The organism is Mycobacterium sp. ABE4_509, from assembly GCF_056160785.1.
Map to the genome: position 1 here is coordinate 17,699 of NZ_JBSWXU010000048.1, position 16,158 is coordinate 33,856.

Annotated in this window: 17 protein-coding genes; 12 read left to right on the forward strand and 5 right to left on the reverse strand. The window is 70.3% G+C overall.

The window, feature by feature from the left end:
* Positions 1–3 precede the first annotated feature (3 nt).
* The gene (locus tag ACXAID_RS12765; RefSeq protein WP_475022587.1) at positions 4–537 is read left to right on the forward strand and encodes a hypothetical protein; all 534 of its coding nucleotides are present in this window, start codon (positions 4–6) and stop codon (positions 535–537) included.
* Positions 538–569: 32 nt separating this feature from the next.
* Positions 570–1,655 carry an NAD(P)H-dependent amine dehydrogenase family protein gene (locus ACXAID_RS12770; protein WP_475022588.1) on the forward strand — a complete coding sequence of 362 codons (1,086 nt, stop codon included), beginning with the start codon at positions 570–572 and terminating at the stop codon, positions 1,653–1,655.
* Here ACXAID_RS12770 and ACXAID_RS12775 read toward each other — a convergent pair.
* The gene (locus ACXAID_RS12775) at positions 1,652–2,737 is read right to left on the reverse strand and encodes a class I SAM-dependent methyltransferase (protein ID WP_475022589.1); all 1,086 of its coding nucleotides are present in this window, start codon (positions 2,735–2,737) and stop codon (positions 1,652–1,654) included. The genes ACXAID_RS12770 and ACXAID_RS12775 overlap by 4 nt on opposite strands.
* A 100-nt stretch (positions 2,738–2,837) precedes the next feature.
* On the opposite strand from ACXAID_RS12775, the gene ACXAID_RS12780 reads away from it, so the two are divergent.
* Positions 2,838–3,590: an SHOCT domain-containing protein gene (locus ACXAID_RS12780; protein WP_475022590.1), complete on the forward strand. Its 753-nt coding sequence runs from the start codon at positions 2,838–2,840 to the stop codon at positions 3,588–3,590.
* 25 nt (positions 3,591–3,615) lie between these two features.
* Here ACXAID_RS12780 and ACXAID_RS12785 read toward each other — a convergent pair whose 3' ends face one another.
* Together ACXAID_RS12785 and ACXAID_RS12790 are read right to left on the reverse strand one after the other, a co-directional pair.
* Positions 3,616–4,242: an MBL fold metallo-hydrolase gene (locus ACXAID_RS12785; protein ID WP_475022591.1), complete on the reverse strand. Its 627-nt coding sequence runs from the start codon at positions 4,240–4,242 to the stop codon at positions 3,616–3,618.
* Positions 4,239–5,333: an S-(hydroxymethyl)mycothiol dehydrogenase gene (locus ACXAID_RS12790; RefSeq protein ID WP_475022592.1), complete on the reverse strand. Its 1,095-nt coding sequence runs from the start codon at positions 5,331–5,333 to the stop codon at positions 4,239–4,241. The genes ACXAID_RS12785 and ACXAID_RS12790 overlap by 4 nt, the downstream gene beginning before the upstream one ends.
* 65 nt (positions 5,334–5,398) lie before the next feature.
* On the opposite strand from ACXAID_RS12790, the gene ACXAID_RS12795 reads away from it, so the two are divergent.
* The 7 genes from ACXAID_RS12795 (at position 5,399) to ACXAID_RS12825 (ending at position 12,548) form a co-directional block, all read left to right on the forward strand.
* Positions 5,399–6,193, forward strand: coding sequence for a dioxygenase family protein (locus ACXAID_RS12795; RefSeq protein WP_475022593.1), 795 nt, complete (start codon positions 5,399–5,401; stop codon positions 6,191–6,193).
* Positions 6,194–6,223: 30 nt separating this feature from the next.
* A complete protein-coding gene (locus ACXAID_RS12800; protein ID WP_475022594.1) occupies positions 6,224–7,831 on the forward strand; it encodes a helix-turn-helix transcriptional regulator in 1,608 nt (535 codons plus the stop codon).
* A gap of 110 nt (positions 7,832–7,941) precedes the next feature.
* Positions 7,942–9,024 carry a class I SAM-dependent methyltransferase gene (locus tag ACXAID_RS12805; RefSeq protein ID WP_475022595.1) on the forward strand — a complete coding sequence of 361 codons (1,083 nt, stop codon included), beginning with the start codon at positions 7,942–7,944 and terminating at the stop codon, positions 9,022–9,024.
* A gap of 3 nt (positions 9,025–9,027) precedes the next feature.
* Positions 9,028–9,990 (forward strand): homocysteine S-methyltransferase family protein, encoded by a 963-nt coding sequence (locus ACXAID_RS12810; protein WP_475022596.1) that lies wholly within the window; start codon positions 9,028–9,030, stop codon positions 9,988–9,990.
* 84 nt (positions 9,991–10,074) lie between these two features.
* A complete protein-coding gene (locus ACXAID_RS12815) occupies positions 10,075–11,058 on the forward strand; it encodes a mechanosensitive ion channel family protein (protein WP_475022597.1) in 984 nt (327 codons plus the stop codon).
* 12 nt (positions 11,059–11,070) lie between these two features.
* A complete protein-coding gene (locus tag ACXAID_RS12820) occupies positions 11,071–11,895 on the forward strand; it encodes a serine hydrolase domain-containing protein (protein WP_475022598.1) in 825 nt (274 codons plus the stop codon).
* A gap of 140 nt (positions 11,896–12,035) precedes the next feature.
* On the forward strand, positions 12,036–12,548 hold the full coding sequence (locus ACXAID_RS12825) for a DUF3145 domain-containing protein (RefSeq protein WP_475022599.1): 513 nt from the start codon (positions 12,036–12,038) through the stop codon (positions 12,546–12,548).
* On the opposite strand, the gene ACXAID_RS12830 is transcribed toward ACXAID_RS12825, so the two are convergent.
* Entirely contained in the window at positions 12,545–13,462 is a 918-nt protein-coding gene (locus ACXAID_RS12830; RefSeq protein WP_475022602.1) for a diacylglycerol kinase, read from the reverse strand. The two genes, ACXAID_RS12825 and ACXAID_RS12830, sit on opposite strands and share 4 nt — an antisense overlap.
* 2 nt (positions 13,463–13,464) lie before the next feature.
* Positions 13,465–15,078: an FAD-binding oxidoreductase gene (locus tag ACXAID_RS12835; protein WP_475022603.1), complete on the reverse strand. Its 1,614-nt coding sequence runs from the start codon at positions 15,076–15,078 to the stop codon at positions 13,465–13,467.
* Between the two features lie 53 nt (positions 15,079–15,131).
* Between ACXAID_RS12835 and ACXAID_RS12840 the strand changes: the two genes are divergently transcribed.
* Together ACXAID_RS12840 and ACXAID_RS12845 are read left to right on the forward strand one after the other, a co-directional pair.
* Positions 15,132–15,710 carry a TetR/AcrR family transcriptional regulator gene (locus ACXAID_RS12840; RefSeq protein WP_475022600.1) on the forward strand — a complete coding sequence of 193 codons (579 nt, stop codon included), beginning with the start codon at positions 15,132–15,134 and terminating at the stop codon, positions 15,708–15,710.
* Positions 15,707–16,158 (forward strand): FAD-dependent oxidoreductase (locus ACXAID_RS12845; protein ID WP_475022601.1); only part of this gene is annotated, 452 nt, incomplete at its 3' end. The genes ACXAID_RS12840 and ACXAID_RS12845, both read left to right, overlap by 4 nt.

The window sequence follows — 16,158 nt, forward strand, 5'->3', positions numbered from 1 at the left end:
AACGTGAGGATCCTGCAAGCGGCTGCCGCGGCCGCCCTGAGCGTCGCTGTCGCGGCGGGCTCAGCGGTGGGTTTCGCCCCGTCCGCGCAGGCCGCCGATGTCATGGAGGGTGTGTTCAACTACACGCCGGCCGAGGGGGAGGGCGGCACGTGGACCATCTATCCGTCCTGCGTGCCGGTCGTCGGTGATCTGCGTGAACCGCTGTACCTCCCGGTCGGATGCCGGCTGCACGTGCAGGGGTCCTACGGGCTGGTCGGCGGCGACGCCCGGCTGGTCAGCGGCCGGTGGAGTTTCACCACACCGCAGAAGAAGGGCATGCAGTGCCCCGACGGCAGTTGGGCCCCGACCGTGGAGACCTACGAGTTCGACGACGTCACCATGTCGGGCACCCGAAAGGTCGCGCACAACGCGGACTGCGGGCTGGCTCCGGGCATCATCACCACGCCCTTCACGCTGTCGTTCGCCGAGCCGTTGCCGATCCCCGTCCAGCGCTACCCGCTCTACTGTGAGCCCGGCGGTCTGCGACGCTGCTTCTAGGGGAAATCGGGGCGAGACGAGAGGCAGGGTGCGTGAGCAGATCCGGCGTCAAGCGAGTGGTGATCTGGGGAACCGGTTTCGTGGGCGCGATGGTGATCGCCGAAGTGCTCAAGCATCCGGGTTTCGAGCTCGTCGGTGTCGGGGTCAGCAACCCCGACAAGGTCGGTCGCGACGTCGGTGACATCTGTGGGCTGTCCACGACCACCGGGATCACCGCCACCGACGACGTCGAGGCGCTGATCGCGCTCAAACCCGATGCGCTGGTCCACTACGGGCCCACCGCTGCGCACGCCGACGCCAACATCGCGCTGATCACCCGGTTCCTGCGGGCCGGGATCGACGTGTGCTCGACGGCGATGACGCCGTGGATCTGGCCGACCATGCACCTGAACCCGCCGGACTGGATCGAGCCGATCACCGTGGCCTGCGAACTCGGCGAGTCGTCGTGCTTCACCACCGGCATCGACCCCGGCTTCGCCAACGACCTGTTCCCGATGACACTGATGGGCCTGTGCTCGGAGGTCCGGACGGTGCGTGCCTCCGAGCTGCTCGACTACACGAACTACAGCGGCGACTACGACCGCGAGATGGGCATCGGCCGCCCGCCCGAGTACCGGGCCATGCTGGAGAACCCGGACATCCTGGTATTCGCCTGGGGCGCAACCGTTCCGATGATCGCGCACGCCGCCGGCATCATGCTCGACGACATCACCACCACCTGGGAGAAATGGGTCACCCCGACCGAGCGCAGAACCGTCAAGGGTGTCATCGCGCCCGGCAACGTGGCCGCGGTGCGGTTCACGGTCAACGGCGTGTACCGGGGCGAGACCCGTATCCAGCTCGAGCACGTCAACCGCATCGGCAACGACGCGGCCCCGGACTGGCCGGCGGGAGACCAGAACGACGTCTACCGCGTCGACATCGAAGGCACCCCGAGCATCTCCCAGGAGACAGCGTTCCGCTTCACCGACGGTTCGGGACGCGACGCGGCTGCCGCAGGCTGCCTGGCCACCGGGCTGCGAGCGCTCAACGCGGTGCCCGCGGTCAACGATCTGTCCCCGGGCTGGGTCACGGCGTTGGACCTGCCGCTGATCCCGGGGAAGGGAACGATCCGCTAACTCTTCGGGCGTTTGAAGAGCACCACGTGCGCCAGCGGGATCTGCACCCGCTCGGGGGCCGCCCCCATCCGCTCGGCCACCCCGGCCTCGAGCCGGTCGAACAACTGCTCGACCCGCTCGTCGGCCGGGCCCTTGACCAACGCGGTCAACAGCGCCGGGAACACCGCCGCCCGCGCGAAGGCCGCCCAGCGGGCGCCGAACGCCTCGGCGTTGCGGTCGTTCTGGTAGCGCCCGAAGAACCGGTCCTCGGCGTCGAACACCTCGAGATGCTCGATTTGGAGCCGCTCGAAGCGCCCCGACGGCGCGAACGGTGCGGTGAAGTCGACCTCCCGGCGGGCGACCGTGGGCACGCACATCCGGGACAGCTCGTCGGCCTCGATCAGCTTGTCGCCGGCCAGCTCCTCGAGTGTGTCGTCGATCGCGGTCAGCAGCGGACGGAAACCGATTTCGCCGTCGTCACCGACTCCCATCGTCATGACCACCAGCCGCCCGCCGGGGCACAGCTCGCGGCCGCGGAACGCGACGAACTCATGCCAGTCGTGGGCGGCCTGGCGGGCGAAGGCCCCGCGCACCTGCTCGTCGTCGCAGTCGGCGATGTGCACGTGGCCGGCGATCTCACCCGGGGTGTGGCTCAGCCACTGGATCGCCCACGAGCTCCAGCCGAGGTTGACGCTGTTGGACGGCAGGATCTGGGAGTAGAACGACCGCCCCACCGCCGACGCGAACGTCGCGGGGTCCTTGCGCAGGTAGGTGTCGGGGTCTTCCTCGAGGGTGCGGAACATCGCGGAGAAATCGTTGTCCGTGGTGTCGGTGTGCGCCACCAGCACCGAGTGGTCGGCACTGGTGCGCTTGCGCAGGACCGCGATCGCCGCTCCGAGCGGCAGCAGCGAATTGTGGCCGCTGCCCGCGCCGTAGTCGGCCAGCACGATCGGCTGCGGCGGGTGCGGCAGCGGAACCTCGGCGGCGGCGCGCTCGAACACGGCGATCGCCGGCGCCAACCCGGCGGCCTGCAATCGTGAGGACGCGGTGTAGGTCTCGCTGTCCATCGCCTGAGGCCGCACGACGATGCTGGATTCAGGCATCGCGACCTCCGAGCACGTCTGCGTTTCATCCCTCACCCCCGCACGGTAGTCCTCGCGCGGCGGGCGTGCCGCTGAAGTGTAGTCGTGACAGACTTCGGTCATGGCCTCCCGGACAGGTCCGCGGCTCGCGCTGACCAGCGCGGTCCTCGCGATGGTCGCCGGAGTGGCCGGGCTCATCGTCTCGATCGTGCTCAACGTGTTCGTGTTCGACGAATTCGATGCCTACGGCGAGGTCCTCATCCCCGGGCAGGGCAGGCTGCAGCTGCCCGCCGGGGAGGCCACCGTCAGCTTCCACACCCAGGTCCCGGGCGGAATAAACAACGCTGGCTTCCCGGTGCCGGCGCTGGAATTGGCGGTCACCCCGCCCGAGGGCGTGCCGGACCCGGTCGTCACGAAGAGCGTCGGCGCGACCACCTCGGTCAACAGCGACGTCCGGATCCGGCTGTGGGTGGCCCAGATTCCCGAAGAGGGTGTCTACGACGTCGCGGTCCGCGGCAACGTCGCCGGCTACATCAATCCGCAGCTGGCATTCGGCCGCAACAGCTCGATGTGGTGGCTGACCTGGGTTTCCGGCGGGCTGATCGCCGCCGGGGTGGTGGGTCTGTTCGCCGGTGTCATGTGGCGGCTGCGGAGCGGCGGCCCGGCCCCGCCGCCGGCGCCGATCAGTCTCGACGAGCCCCGATACGACCAGCCCAGCTGGCCGGGACCGCTGCCGCCGCCGGTGGACAGCCATGAACCCAGCGACCAGGGGATCCGGCTCGAGCAGCTCAAGACCCTGGCCGCGCTGCGTGAGTCCGGCGCGCTGACCGAAGCCGAGTTTCAGGCCGAGAAGCGCCGCATCCTCGACAGCTGACTAGTGGCTCACGTCCGATTGGCCATCAATGGCCGCGGGCCACCCAGTCGTCGTAGTTCACGATCTCGTCGCCGACAGTCGTCGTGTCACCGTGGCCGGTGTAGACGACGGTGTCACCCGCCAGCTTGCCCAGCCGCCCGGAGATCGACTCCAGGATCGTCGGGAAGTCCGAGAACGACCGCCCCGTCGCGCCGGGCCCACCCTGGAACAACGTGTCGCCGCTGAACACCGCGCCCAGTTCCGGTGCGTGCCAGCAGACCGAGCCCGGGGAGTGCCCGGGTGTGTGCAGCGCACGCAGTTCGGTACCCGCCACGCGCAGCACGTCGCCGTCGGAGACGGAGCGAAAGTCGCTGTCCGGGTGCGTCATCCGCCAGAGCATGTCGTCGGCGGGATGCATCAGCACCGGCGCGTCGAGCGCCTTGCCGAGTTGCGGAGCGACGGTGACGTGGTCGTTGTGGCCGTGCGTGCACACCACCGCGACGACGTGGCGGCCGCCCACCGCCTCGATGATCGGGTCGGCGGTGTGGGCGGCGTCGAAAACCACCACCTCGTTGTCGTCGCCGACGAGCCAGATGTTGTTGTCGACCTCCCAGCTGCCGCCGTCGAGCTCGAACGTTCCGCTGGTGACCAGCCGCTGGATCGGGGCGCTCACAGGACCACCACCGAACGCAGCACTACATCTTCGCTACCGGCGTGCATCTTGTGGAACGCGTCCTCGATGCCGTCCAGGCCGATGCGTTCGGAGACGAACTTGTCCAACGGGAACCGGCCCTGCAGATACAGGCTGATCAGCGTCGGGAAGTCCCGCTCGGGCAGACAGTCGCCGTACCACGAGGACTTCAACGACCCGCCGCGGCTGAAGAAGTCGATCATCGGCATCTCCAGGGTCATGTCGGGGGTCGGGACCCCGACCAGCACCACGGTGCCGGCCAGGTCGCGCGCGTAGAACGCCTGCTTCCACGTCTCGGGCCGCCCGACCGCGTCGATCACCACGTCGGCGCCGTTGCCGTCGGTGAGGTCCTGGATCGTCTCCACCGCGTCCAGTTCCCCGGCGTTGATCGTGTGGGTGGCGCCGAACTGGCGGGCCCAGTCCAGCTTCCGGTTGTCCATGTCCACCGCGATGATCCGCTTGGCGCCGACCAGCCGGGCCCCGGCGATCGCCGCGTCGCCGACCCCGCCGCACCCGATCACCGCGACGGTGTCGTCCCGGTTGATCGCACCGGTGTTGATCGCCGCGCCGACGCCGGCCATCACGCCGCACCCCAACAGTCCGGCCGCGGCCGGATCGGCCGCCGGATCGACCTTCGTGCACTGACCTTCGTGGACCAGCGTCTTGTCCGCGAAAGCGCCGATGCCCAGCGCCGGGGTCAGCGCCGTGCCGTCGGTCAGCGTCATCGGCTGCTCGGCGTTGAACGTGTCGAAGCACAGGTGGGGGCGGCCCCGCTTGCAGGCCCGGCACTGCCCGCACACCGCGCGCCAGTTGAGGACCACGAAGTCGCCCGGTTCGACGTTGGTCACGCCCGCCCCGACGGATTCGACGGTGCCGGCTGCCTCATGGCCCAGCAGGAACGGAAACTCGTCGTTGATGCCGCCCTCGCGATAGGTCAGGTCGGTGTGGCACACCCCGCAGGCGGCGATGTCGACCACGACCTCGCCCGGACCCGGGTCGGGGATGACGATGTCCACCACCTCGACCGGTTGCGCCTTCGTCCGTGAGATCACACCTCGCACCGTCTGAGTCATGCCTCCAACCTAATGGGTCGACAGGCGCCGGAATAGCTGGCGGGGGTAACTGCGTTCACCCTGTCGTGAACAGCGCAGACCCGGTGGTGCGGCCGCCTGCGGTGTTCCTCTCGCACGGCGCCCCGCCGCTGGTCGACGATGCGCTGTGGGTGTCGCAGCTCGAGGAATGGGGTGCGGCGCTGCCGGTGCCGCGGGCGATCCTGGTGGTTTCCGCGCACTGGGAGGCCGCGCCGCTGACCATCGGTTCCACCGACGCGCGCACCCCGCTGACCTACGACTTCTGGGGCTTTCCCGCGCGCTACTACGACGTGACCTACCCGGCACCCGGCGCGCCGGAACTCGCCGCCGCGGTGGCGGCGCTGATGCCCGACGGCGAGCCCGTCCACCACGACAGCGGGCGGCGGCTCGACCACGGCGCCTACGTCCCGTTGACCGTGATGTACCCCGACGCGGCGATCCCGGTGCTGCAGATCTCGATGCCCACCCCGGATCCGGCGCGGCTGCTGGAGCTCGGCCGGCGGCTGCGCCCGCTGCGCGACGCCGGAGTGCTCATCATCGGTTCGGGTTTCACCACCCACGGGCTGCCGTTCCTGACCGACCGGTCACCGGCGGCGGTGCCGCCGGGCTGGTCGGCGGAGTTCGACGGATGGACCCGCGAGCGGCTGGCCGCCGGGGATGTCGATGCGCTCGTCGACTTTCGGGCCAAGGCGCCCGGGATGCCCTACGCGCATCCGACCATCGAGCACTTCGCGCCGTTGTTCGTCGCGCTGGGCGCCGCCGACGACCCCGGCGCGCAGCCGCGCCAGGTGCTCGACGGGTTTTGGATGGGTCTGGCCAAAAGGTCGATCGAGCTGTCCTGAACCTGCTCATTGGCGATAACCTGGCAGGTGATGCTGACAGAGGCCAACACCGATCTGCTCGTCGCCGCGCGCGCCGCGCACGAGCGCCGGGACTGGCGCGCCAGCTACGAGGCGTTCGACCTGGTCAGCCGGGCCGAGCCGTTGCGCACCGACGACCTCGACGCCTTCTCCTTCGCGGCCTGGCGGCTCGGTCACGTCAAGGAATCCAGCCGCGCCGCCGAGCGGGTGTTCGCCGAGCTGACCAGGACCGATCCGGTGGCAGCCGCGATGAAGGCCAACGAGCTGGGCCTGGCCTGGCTGGTGCGCGGCGACGTCAACATCGGGCAGGGCTGGATGAACCGGGCCCGCCGGCTGCTCGTCGGGGCCGAGGAGGGCCCGGCGCACGGGTACCTGACCTACCTCGACGCCGCCGTCGCCGCCATCACCCTGGACCTGGACACGCTGGCCGTCCACGTGCGCACGCTGCGCGAACTCGGCGAGCGGCTGCAGACCCCGGCGGTGACCGCGCTGGGTCTGATCGCCGGGGGCCTGGAGGCGATCCTGCACGCGCGCACCGCCGAGGGGTATGCGCTCATCGACGAGGCGATCCTGCCGCTGGTGGCCGATCAGGTGCCGATCGAATGGGCCGGCGACATCTACTGCATCGTGCTGCACCACTGCCACAAACTGGCCGACCTGCCGCGCATGCGCTCCTGGACGCACTCGATGGAGCAGTGGTGCGGGCTGTCGGGTTCGGTGCCCTACGGCGGAGTCTGCGACGTGCACCGGCTGCAGGTGCAGGTGCACACCGACGACTACCGCGTCCTGCAGGACCGGCTCGGGGTGGCCAGCCGGGCGCTCGAGGAGGTCAACACCTGGGCGGCGGGCGAAGGCTACTACCAACTCGGCGAGGTGCGCCGCCTGATGGGTGACTTCGACGGCGCTGCAGCGGCTTTCGGGCAGGCCCGGGCGCTGGGCGTGGATCCGCAGCCCGGGGAGGCGCTGCTGGCCTGCCGGCGCGGCGACCACGCCGGAGCGTGGACGAGCATCCGGTTGGCGCTGGCCGGGGGAGACCGGCTGGCCCGGGTTCGGCTGCTGCGTGCCGCGGTGGAGATCGCACTCGGACGCAATGCCCTCGACGAGGCCGAGAATTACTGTCACGAGCTGGAATTCGATGCACAGGCATTCAAGACGCCGGGATTTCTGGCCTGGGCCGCGCATGCCCGCGGGGCTGTCGCGGTGCGCCGCGGCGAGTTCGGTGAGGCGCTCGAGTCGCTGCAGGCCGCGCTGCGCGAGTACCGGGTTCAACAGTCGCGTTTCGAGACCGCTGAGGTCTACGAGTGGATGGCGCTGGCCCGGCGCGGCCTGGGCGATGTCGAGGCGGCCGCCGCAGACGCCGCCACCGCTGACGCCATCTACGTCCAGCTCGGTGTGGAACCGGCCGGGATCTGCGGCACCCCGTCCCCGGGCGGCCTGACCCGGCGCGAACTCGAGGTGCTCGAATGCATCGCGCGGGGCGCCACCAACCGCCAGGCCGCCGAACAGCTGTTCCTCTCCGAGAAGACGGTGGGCCGGCACCTGGCCAACATCTACGCCAAGCTCGGGGTCTCCTCCCGGACCGCGGCGGTGGCCTGGGCCCACGCCAGCAACGTGTTGTAGCGACCCCCACCCGCGCGGGGCGCTCTGCATCATTCGCACCATGGCTGCGCAGGCGATTTGCATCGTGTGGCCGATGCCGCGCCAGGTGCCCGACTCCTAGCGTCGGTGACATGACCACATTTCATGACACACCAGTGACCACCAGTGACACCACCGAGGAATTCGCCGAGCGGGTTGTCGGGGCCCTCGACTCCGCCAGCGTGGCGATCCTGCTGTCGATCGGGCACCAGACCAAGCTGTTCGACACGATGACCGGGCTTCCCGCGGCCACCAGCACCCAGATCGCCGACGCCGCCGGCCTCGACGAACGCTACGTGCGGGAATGGCTCGGCGGCATGGTCTCCGCCCAGGTGATCGACTACGACCCCGGCACGCAGACGTACTCCCTGCCCGAGCAGCGTGCGGCGGTGCTGACTCGTGCGGCCGGGCCGGACAACCTGGCCCGCGTCGCACAGTTCATCCCGCTGCTCGGCGAGGTGGAGCAGAAGGTGATCGACTGCTTCCAGCACGGTGGCGGGCTGTCCTACAGCGAATACCCGCGCTTCCACTCGCTGATGGCCGAGGAGAGCGGCGAGGTGTTCGACGCCGCCCTGATCGACGGCATCCTGCCGATGGCCGAAGGCGTTCCGGAGCGGCTGCGCGCCGGCGCCGACGTCGCGGACTTCGGCTGCGGCAGCGGGCACGCGATCAACGTGATGGCCGCCGAGTACCCGGCCAGCCGCTTCGTCGGGATCGACTTCTCCGACGAGGGTCTGACCGCCGGGAGGGCAGAGGCGCAGCGGCGCGGGCTGACCAACGCGACCTTCCAGTCCGCGGACGCCGCGGACTTCTCGGCCACCGAGGCGTTCGACGTCATCACCGCCTTCGATGCGATCCACGATCAGGCGCACCCGGCACAGGTGCTGGCCAACATCCACCGCGCGCTGCGGCCTGGCGGGGTGTTCCTGATGGTCGACATCAAGGCCTCCAGCCATCTGGAGGACAACGTCGGCGTCCCGTTGAAATCCTTTCTGTACACGATCTCGACGATGCACTGCATGAGCGTGTCGCTCGGTCTCGACGGGGACGGGCTGGGCACCTGCTGGGGCCATGAGCTGGCCACCACGATGCTCACCGACGCCGGGTTCGTCGACGTCACGGTGCACGAGATCGACTCCGATCCGATGAACCTCTACTACGTGGCCCGGAAGTGACGCATGGTCGTCATCGATGAATCCAGTGAGCTGACCGTCCTACCGCAGCTGCGCGGGCTCGGACTGTTCGTCACCGACGGAGGGCTGGAGACAGAGCTGGTCTTCCACGACGGCCGCGAGCTGCCGGCGTTCGCGGCATTCCCGCTGCTGGACACCGGCGAGGGCCGGGCCCGGCTGCGGCGCTACTACGAGGGCTATCTCGACATCGCCCGAGCACATGGTGCCGGCTTCGTGCTGGAGACCCCGACGTGGCGGGCCAACCCGGACTGGGCCCGGCAGCTGGGCTATTCCGCCCGGCGGCTCGACGAGGTCAACCGGGCCGCGGTGGCGCTGGCCCGGGACGTCTGCGACACAGCCGCGGCCGACGGCGTCACCACGGTGGTGAGCGGATGCGTGGGCCCGCGCGGCGACGGTTACGACCCCGGCGCCGCGATGGGCCCCGACGAAGCCCAGCGCTATCACGCTGAGCAGATCGGGTCCTTCGCCGGCGCCTCGGCCGACCAGGTCACCGCGATCACCATGACCAGCGCGGACGAGTCCATCGGCGTCGTGCGGGCCGCCCGGGCGGCAGGTATCCCGGCGGTGATCTCGTTGACCGTGGAAACCGACGGCTGCCTGCCCACGGGTCAGCCGCTGCACGAGGCGATCGGTCAGGTGGACGCCGAAACCGATTCAGCGGCGCAGTATTTCATGATCAACTGCGCCCACCCGACGCACTTCTCCTGGGCGCTGGAACACGACGGGCCGTGGCGGCACCGGGTGGCCGGGCTGCGGGCCAACGCCTCGGCCAAGTCACACGCCGAACTCGACGAGGCCACCGAACTCGACGACGGAGACCCCGACGAGCTGGCCGCGCAGCACGCAGCGCTGCGTGACCGGCTCCCGGCTGTGCGGGTGTTGGGTGGCTGCTGCGGCACCGACGCCCGGCACGTCGGGGCCGTGGTCGCCGCGTGGCGGCAGTACTGAGTCGACGCGGTGGAGGTCAGCCCGTTGCGGCGGGCTGACCTCCACTGTTTTCTTCCCCAGAATGATCCCCGTACGGTCGGGGTCATGGACCCGCAACTGCTCGCTTTCGAATGGACGGAGACCAACCAGCACTGGCTTGTGGAGGTGCCCATCCGGATCGGCGCCTATGTGCTCGCCGTGTTGATCGCGAGGTTCATCCTGCACCGGATGATCGACCGGGCCACCGGCCGCTCCGACAAGGCCAAGAAGGTCAGCGGGGACGAGAACGCACCCGCCAAGCCGCCGCTGCTGCGGGGCCTGCGGGACCGGTCGGCCGCCACCGTCGACAGTCAGCAGGTCAACGAGCGACGCCAGCAGCGGGCGCACACCATCGGATCGGTGCTCAAGTCCACCGTGTCGATCGTGCTGCTCACCTGGCTGGTGCTGGCCGTCCTCAACGTCGTCGGGGTGAACATCGCACCGTTCATCGCCTCGGCCGGGGTCGTCGGCCTGGCCATCGGCTTCGGCGCGCAGAACCTGGTGCGTGACTTCGTCACCGGGGTGTTCATGCTGCTCGAGGACCAGTACGGGGTGGGCGACATCGTCGACCTCGGCGAGGCGATCGGTGAGGTGCAGACGGTCGGTCTGCGGGTGACGACGCTGCGCGACATCGACGGCACACTCTGGTACGTCCGCAACGGCGAGATCACCCGGGTGGGCAACATGAGCCAGGAGTACGCGGTGGCCCGTATCGAGCTCCCGGTGGCGCTGACCGCCGACGTCGAGCGTGCCGAGCAGGTCGCGGTCGAGGCTGCCCAGGCCGCGATCGCCGACTCCGCGCTGCGGGAGAAGGTCATCGGCCCACCCGAGATGCTCGGGGTGCAGGAACTGTCGCCGGATCTGCTGACGCTGCGGATGACGCTGAAGACCCGTCCGGGCGCGCAGTGGTCGGTGCAGCGCCGCCTGCGCCGGGAGATCCTGCGGGCCTACGACGAGAACGGGATCGATCTGCCCTACCCGCGGGGTCGCATCCATGCGGTGGTCGGCGGCGCCGAGCCGAACGGGAAGGCCAACGGGCAAGGCAACTAGGCTGCTCAATCGATGAGCGCCTTGGATGTCCTGGCCGACTGGCCCGTGCCCACCGCGGCTGCCGCGGTGGTGGGGCCCTCGGGTGTGCTGGCCCGCCACGGCGACACCGGTGCCCGCTTCGCCCTGGCCTCGGTGACCAAACCGCTGGCCGCCCGCGCGGCGCAGGTCGCCGTCGAGGAGGGTGCGGTCGAACTCGACACACCCGCCGGGCCGCCCGGGTCCACGGTCCGCCATCTGCTGGCGCACACGGCGGGCTACGAGATGACCTCGGCGAAGGTGATGGCCGAGCCCGGGACCCGCCGGATCTACTCCAACTACGGGTTCACCGTGCTCGCCGAGACCATCGAGCGGGAGTCGACCATCGCGTTCGACAGCTATCTGACCGAGTCGGTCCTGGCGCCGCTGGGCATGGCCGACACGGAACTCGAGGGCGGCGTGGCGGCGGCCGGCTATGGCGCGTCGTCGACCGTCGACGACCTGGCGGCCTTCGCCGGTGACCTGCTGACCCCGGCCACCGTGTCCGAACCGATGCACGCCGAGGCCGTCAGCGTGCAGTTCCCCGGTCTGGACGGGGTGCTGCCCGGGTTCGGGGTGCAGCGTCCCAACGACTGGGGGCTGGGCTTCGAGATCCGGGACGGCAAATCTCCGCACTGGACCGGAGCGCGGAACTCGGCCCGGACCTTCGGGCATTTCGGCCAGTCGGGAACCTTTCTGTGGGTCGATCCGGATGCGGCGTTGGCGCTGGTCGTGCTGACCAATCGGGCCTTCGGCGAGTGGGCGCATTCGGTGATGCCGGCCCTGTCTGATGAAGTTCTGAGAGAATTCGGACGCGACTAGCGCAACATGCGCCTCACGAGGCACAATGATCTCGTAAGACTCTCGAATCACAATTTCATCCTGCTGACTGATCGCACGCTGTTCGGTGGCCCACCAGGTCGTTGGGGAAGACGTCCCTCGTGGAGCCGAAGGAGCAGCAGATGCGTGCAGCGAACCAATTCGCCGACGCGACGACGGGCGTGGTCTACATCCACGCGTCGCCCGCGGCGGTATGCCCGCATGTCGAGTGGGCGTTGTCGTCGACCCTCAACTCGAGGGCGAATCTGAAGTGGACCCCGCAGCCGGCCATGCCCGGACAGCTGCGCGCCGTGACCAACTGGGTCGGACCGGTCGGCACCGGCGCCCAGCTGGCGAACGCGCTGCGCTCGTGGTCGGTGCTGCGCTTCGAGGTGACCGAGGACCCCAGCCAGGGCGTCGACGGGCACCGCTGGTGCCACACCCCGCAGCTGGGCCTGTGGAGCGGTCCGATGAGCGCCAACGGGGACGTGATGGTCGGCGAGATGCGCCTGCGCGCGCTGATGGCCGCCGGCGCGGACACCCTGGCCGCCGAACTCGACTCGGTGCTGGGCACCGCCTGGGACGATGCGCTGGAGGCCTACCGTGACGGCGGCGAGGGCGCCGAGGTCAGCTGGCTGAGCAGGGGAGTCGGCTAACCGGCCTGGGGGCGCAGGACCCGCAGCGCCCCGGGAACCGCGGCGACCTCGACGGGCAACGGGCAGACGTACTCGCCGTCCGCGTAGGCGTTGATCTCCGGATTCTGCGGGCATTCGACGGTGATGGCGCGCGCCCGGGCGGTGTGCACGTCGTCGAGGTCGACGTGGGTGCCCTTGAACACCGTCGGGAACAGCCGGATCAGCCGGGTGCGCGACGCCGAGGCCACCATGGTGACGTCGAGCAGGCCATCCCGGGGGTCGGCATCCGGGCAGATCAGCATGCCTCCGCCGTAGCTGCGGGTGTTGCCGAACGCGGCCAGGGTCAGGTCGGTGACGATCTCGGCCGGGCCGTCGGTGCCGCGCAGCGTCAGCCGGAACGGCAGCAGCCGCAACCTCGACAACTCGGCGACCATCGCCAGGTTGTAGCGCATCCGCCCGTGCGGCCAGCGCATCCGGTTGGTCCGGTCGGTGACCAGCGAGTCGAAGCCGGCGGCCATCACGGTGCCGAACCAGCGGACGGTGCCGTCGGCGCCGGCGATGCGGCCCAGGTCCACGGTGTCGACCCGGCCGTCGACCACCACGTCGGCTGCGGCCTCGGGATCCCTGGTGGGGATGCCGAACGCGCGCGCGTGGTCGTTGCCGGTGCCGGCGGGCACGATCGCCAGCGGCGTCGCGGTGCCGGCCAGCACCTGCAGGGCGACCGAGATGATGCCGTCGCCCCCGACCACCACCAGCGCGTCCATCTCGCGTTCCAGCGCACCCTCGAGGAGGCGTCGTGCGTGCTCGGCGTCGGTGCCGGCGATCGCGACGACGTCGACGCCGCGGCTGTGCAGTCGGGTGATCGCCCGCTCGGCGGCGTGGTGCGCGTTGCCGTGTCCCGACGCCGGGTTGGTCAGGACGGTGACGCGGCCCAGGGTCACGGGATCAGCTTGCCGGGGTTCAGGATGCCGGCGGGGTCGAGCGCGGCCTTGACGGCCTTGAGCAACTCGACCCCCAGGTCGCCGACCTCCTCGCGCATCCACGGCCGGTGATCGGTGCCCACCGCGTGGTGGTGGGTGATGGTCCCGCCGGTGCGCACCATCGCCTCGGAGGCGGCCGCCTTGGCGGTGCGCCACTGCTCGAGCGGGTTGCCGCGCTGGGCGGCGACCACGGTGAAGTACAGCGAGGCGCCGGTCGGGTACACATGCGAAATGTGGCACATCACCAGCGCGGGGGTGCCCGAATCGGCCAGCGCGCCGGTGAGTGCGTCGGTGACCGCGGCCTTCAACAGCGGCACGTTGGACCACGTGGTCGCCGTCTCCAGCGTCTCGCACAGCGCACCCGCCGACAGCAGCGCATCGCGCAGGTAGGGCGCGTTGAAACGGCCGTGCTCCCAGGCCCGGGCGGCCGGCTCGCCCAGCGACGTTCCGCCCATGGCCGTCAGCAGCTCGCGGGTCTCGGAGTGCCGGGCAGCGGCGTGCGCCTCGGTGCCCTCGAAGACGGTGATTCCCAGGCAGCCGCCGCTTGTCTGCTCCTCGCGCGAGCGCTCGTCGGTGGCTACCTGCTGTTCGCCGATGCTCTCGGTCGTCGCGAGATTGACGCCGGTCTCGGCCTCGTCGGACAACCGCAGCACGGTGGGGCCGGTGCCGGTCTGCACGACGGCGCGCAGCGCGTCGGCCCCGGTGGCGAAGTCCGGGAACGACCACGCCTCGTAGCGGGTGGCTTCGGGCACCGGATGCACCCGCAGCCGCACCCGGGTGATGACGCCGAAGGCGCCTTCGGAGCCGATCATCAGCTGACGCAGATCCGGGCCGGCCGCCGAGGACGGGGCGCGGCCCAGATCGAGCGTGCCCGCGGGGGTGACCGCGCGCAGTCCGCGGATCATGTCGTCGAAGCGGCCGTAGCCGGCCGAGTCCTGGCCCGACGAGCGCGTCGCGGCGAATCCGCCGATGGTGGCGAAGCAGAAGCTCTGCGGGAAATGTCCCAGTGAGAAGCCGCGCTCGCCGAGGAGCCGCTCGGCGTCCGGGCCGGTGACGCCGGCGCCCAACTCGGCCTCCCCGGAGACCTCGTCGAGCCAGTGCAGTGCGTCGAGCCGGCGCAGGTCCAGCGAGACCACGGCCTTGAACCGGCCGCGCATCGGATCCAGCCCGCCCACCACCGAGGTGCCGCCGCCGAACGGCACCACGGCGATGCTGTGGTCGGCGCAGAAGCGCAGCACCGCGGCGATGTCGTCGTCGCCGCCGGGCAGCAGCACCGCGTCGGGGGCGTCCTGCACCCCGAAGTCGCGGCGGCGCAGCAGGTCCAGGGTGGACTTGCCGCCGGCGCGCAGCAGCCGGTCCCGGTCGTCGACGGCGACGTGCTCGGCGCCGAGGATCGCGGCCAGGCCGTCGCGGTCGGACCGGGACAACGCCGAGGGCCGCAGCCGGACCTGATCGAGGTCGGGGGCGTCGACGTCGGCCGCCGCGATGCCGAGGGCCTGTTCGAGTAGGGACCGGATGCCTGCCGACAGCCCGGTGGCGGCTTCGGGATCGCCCCAGCCGTTCCACAGCATCGGCGGATCGTTGCGGTGGGCGTCAAGGTAGGTCATGCGTTACAGTATTACAGATGGTGTCAAACCGTAACTCTGCGCAGAGTGTCGAAGAGCGGATCCTCGACGCCGCGGCGGCCTGCCTGCTTGCCTACGGCGTCGAGCGCACCACGATGACCGAGATCGCCCGGCGCGCGGGCGTCAGCCGCCCCACCGTCTACCGGCGCTGGCCCGACATCCGCCACCTCATCGCCGAACTGCTCACCCTGCGGATCTCCCGGGTGCTCGACGCGGTGCCCGACACCGGGGTGGCGCGACAAGACACGGTGGCCCGGGTGGTCGCGGTGGCCCGGCACCTGCGCGGCGACGACGTCGTCTCCTCGGTGCTGCACAACGCCCCCGGCATCGCGATGACCTATATCGCCGACCGGCTGGGCACCAGCCAGCAGATCCTGGTCGACGCACTGGCCGAGGCGATCAAGGCCGGGCAGGACGACGGCAGCGTCCGCACCGGCGACCCCCGGCAGATGGCGGCGATGTGCCTGCTCATCACCCAGTCGAGCATTCAGTCGGCCCAGATGGTGGCCGAGTTGCTCCCCGCCGACGAGCTCGACACCGAGCTGACCCATTCGCTGAACGGATATCTGAAACCTTGAGCAGTTCAACAGCTTTGAATCAACACCGACGCAGCGCCGAGCTCGCCGCGCTCGGTGACGGAACCGGCATCGACGTCCTGGTGATCGGGGGCGGTATCACCGGGGCGGGCATCGCACTGGACGCGGCGACCCGCGGGCTGTCGGTGGTGCTGGTCGAAAAACACGATCTGGCGTTCGGCACCAGCCGGTGGAGTTCGAAGCTGGTGCACGGCGGGCTGCGCTATCTGGCCAGCGGCAACGTGGGGATCGCCCGGCGCAGCGCCGTCGAGCGGCACATCCTGATGACCCGCAACGCCCCGCACCTGGTGCACGCCATGCCGCAGCTGGTGCCACTGCTGCCGGAGCTGAACACCGCTGCCCGGGCGCTGGTCAGAGTCGGCTTCGCGGCCGGCGACGGGCTGCGCCGGCTGGCGGGGACGTCACCGGCCACGCTGCCCCGGTCCCGGCG

Coding starts and splice junctions, on each gene's coding strand:
- ACXAID_RS12840 (WP_475022600.1), top strand. CDS start 15,132: ATGGTGTCAAACCGTAACTCTGCGCAGAGTGTCGAAGAGCGGATCCTC.
- ACXAID_RS12820 (WP_475022598.1), top strand. CDS start 11,071: ATGAGCGCCTTGGATGTCCTGGCCGACTGGCCCGTGCCCACCGCGGCT.
- ACXAID_RS12780 (WP_475022590.1), top strand. CDS start 2,838: ATGGCCTCCCGGACAGGTCCGCGGCTCGCGCTGACCAGCGCGGTCCTC.
- ACXAID_RS12775 (WP_475022589.1), bottom strand. CDS start 2,737: ATGCCTGAATCCAGCATCGTCGTGCGGCCTCAGGCGATGGACAGCGAG.
- ACXAID_RS12815 (WP_475022597.1), top strand. CDS start 10,075: ATGGACCCGCAACTGCTCGCTTTCGAATGGACGGAGACCAACCAGCAC.
- ACXAID_RS12800 (WP_475022594.1), top strand. CDS start 6,224: ATGCTGACAGAGGCCAACACCGATCTGCTCGTCGCCGCGCGCGCCGCG.
- ACXAID_RS12825 (WP_475022599.1), top strand. CDS start 12,036: ATGCGTGCAGCGAACCAATTCGCCGACGCGACGACGGGCGTGGTCTAC.
- ACXAID_RS12810 (WP_475022596.1), top strand. CDS start 9,028: ATGGTCGTCATCGATGAATCCAGTGAGCTGACCGTCCTACCGCAGCTG.
- ACXAID_RS12835 (WP_475022603.1), bottom strand. CDS start 15,078: ATGCTGTGGAACGGCTGGGGCGATCCCGAAGCCGCCACCGGGCTGTCG.
- ACXAID_RS12790 (WP_475022592.1), bottom strand. CDS start 5,333: ATGACTCAGACGGTGCGAGGTGTGATCTCACGGACGAAGGCGCAACCG.
- ACXAID_RS12805 (WP_475022595.1), top strand. CDS start 7,942: ATGACCACATTTCATGACACACCAGTGACCACCAGTGACACCACCGAG.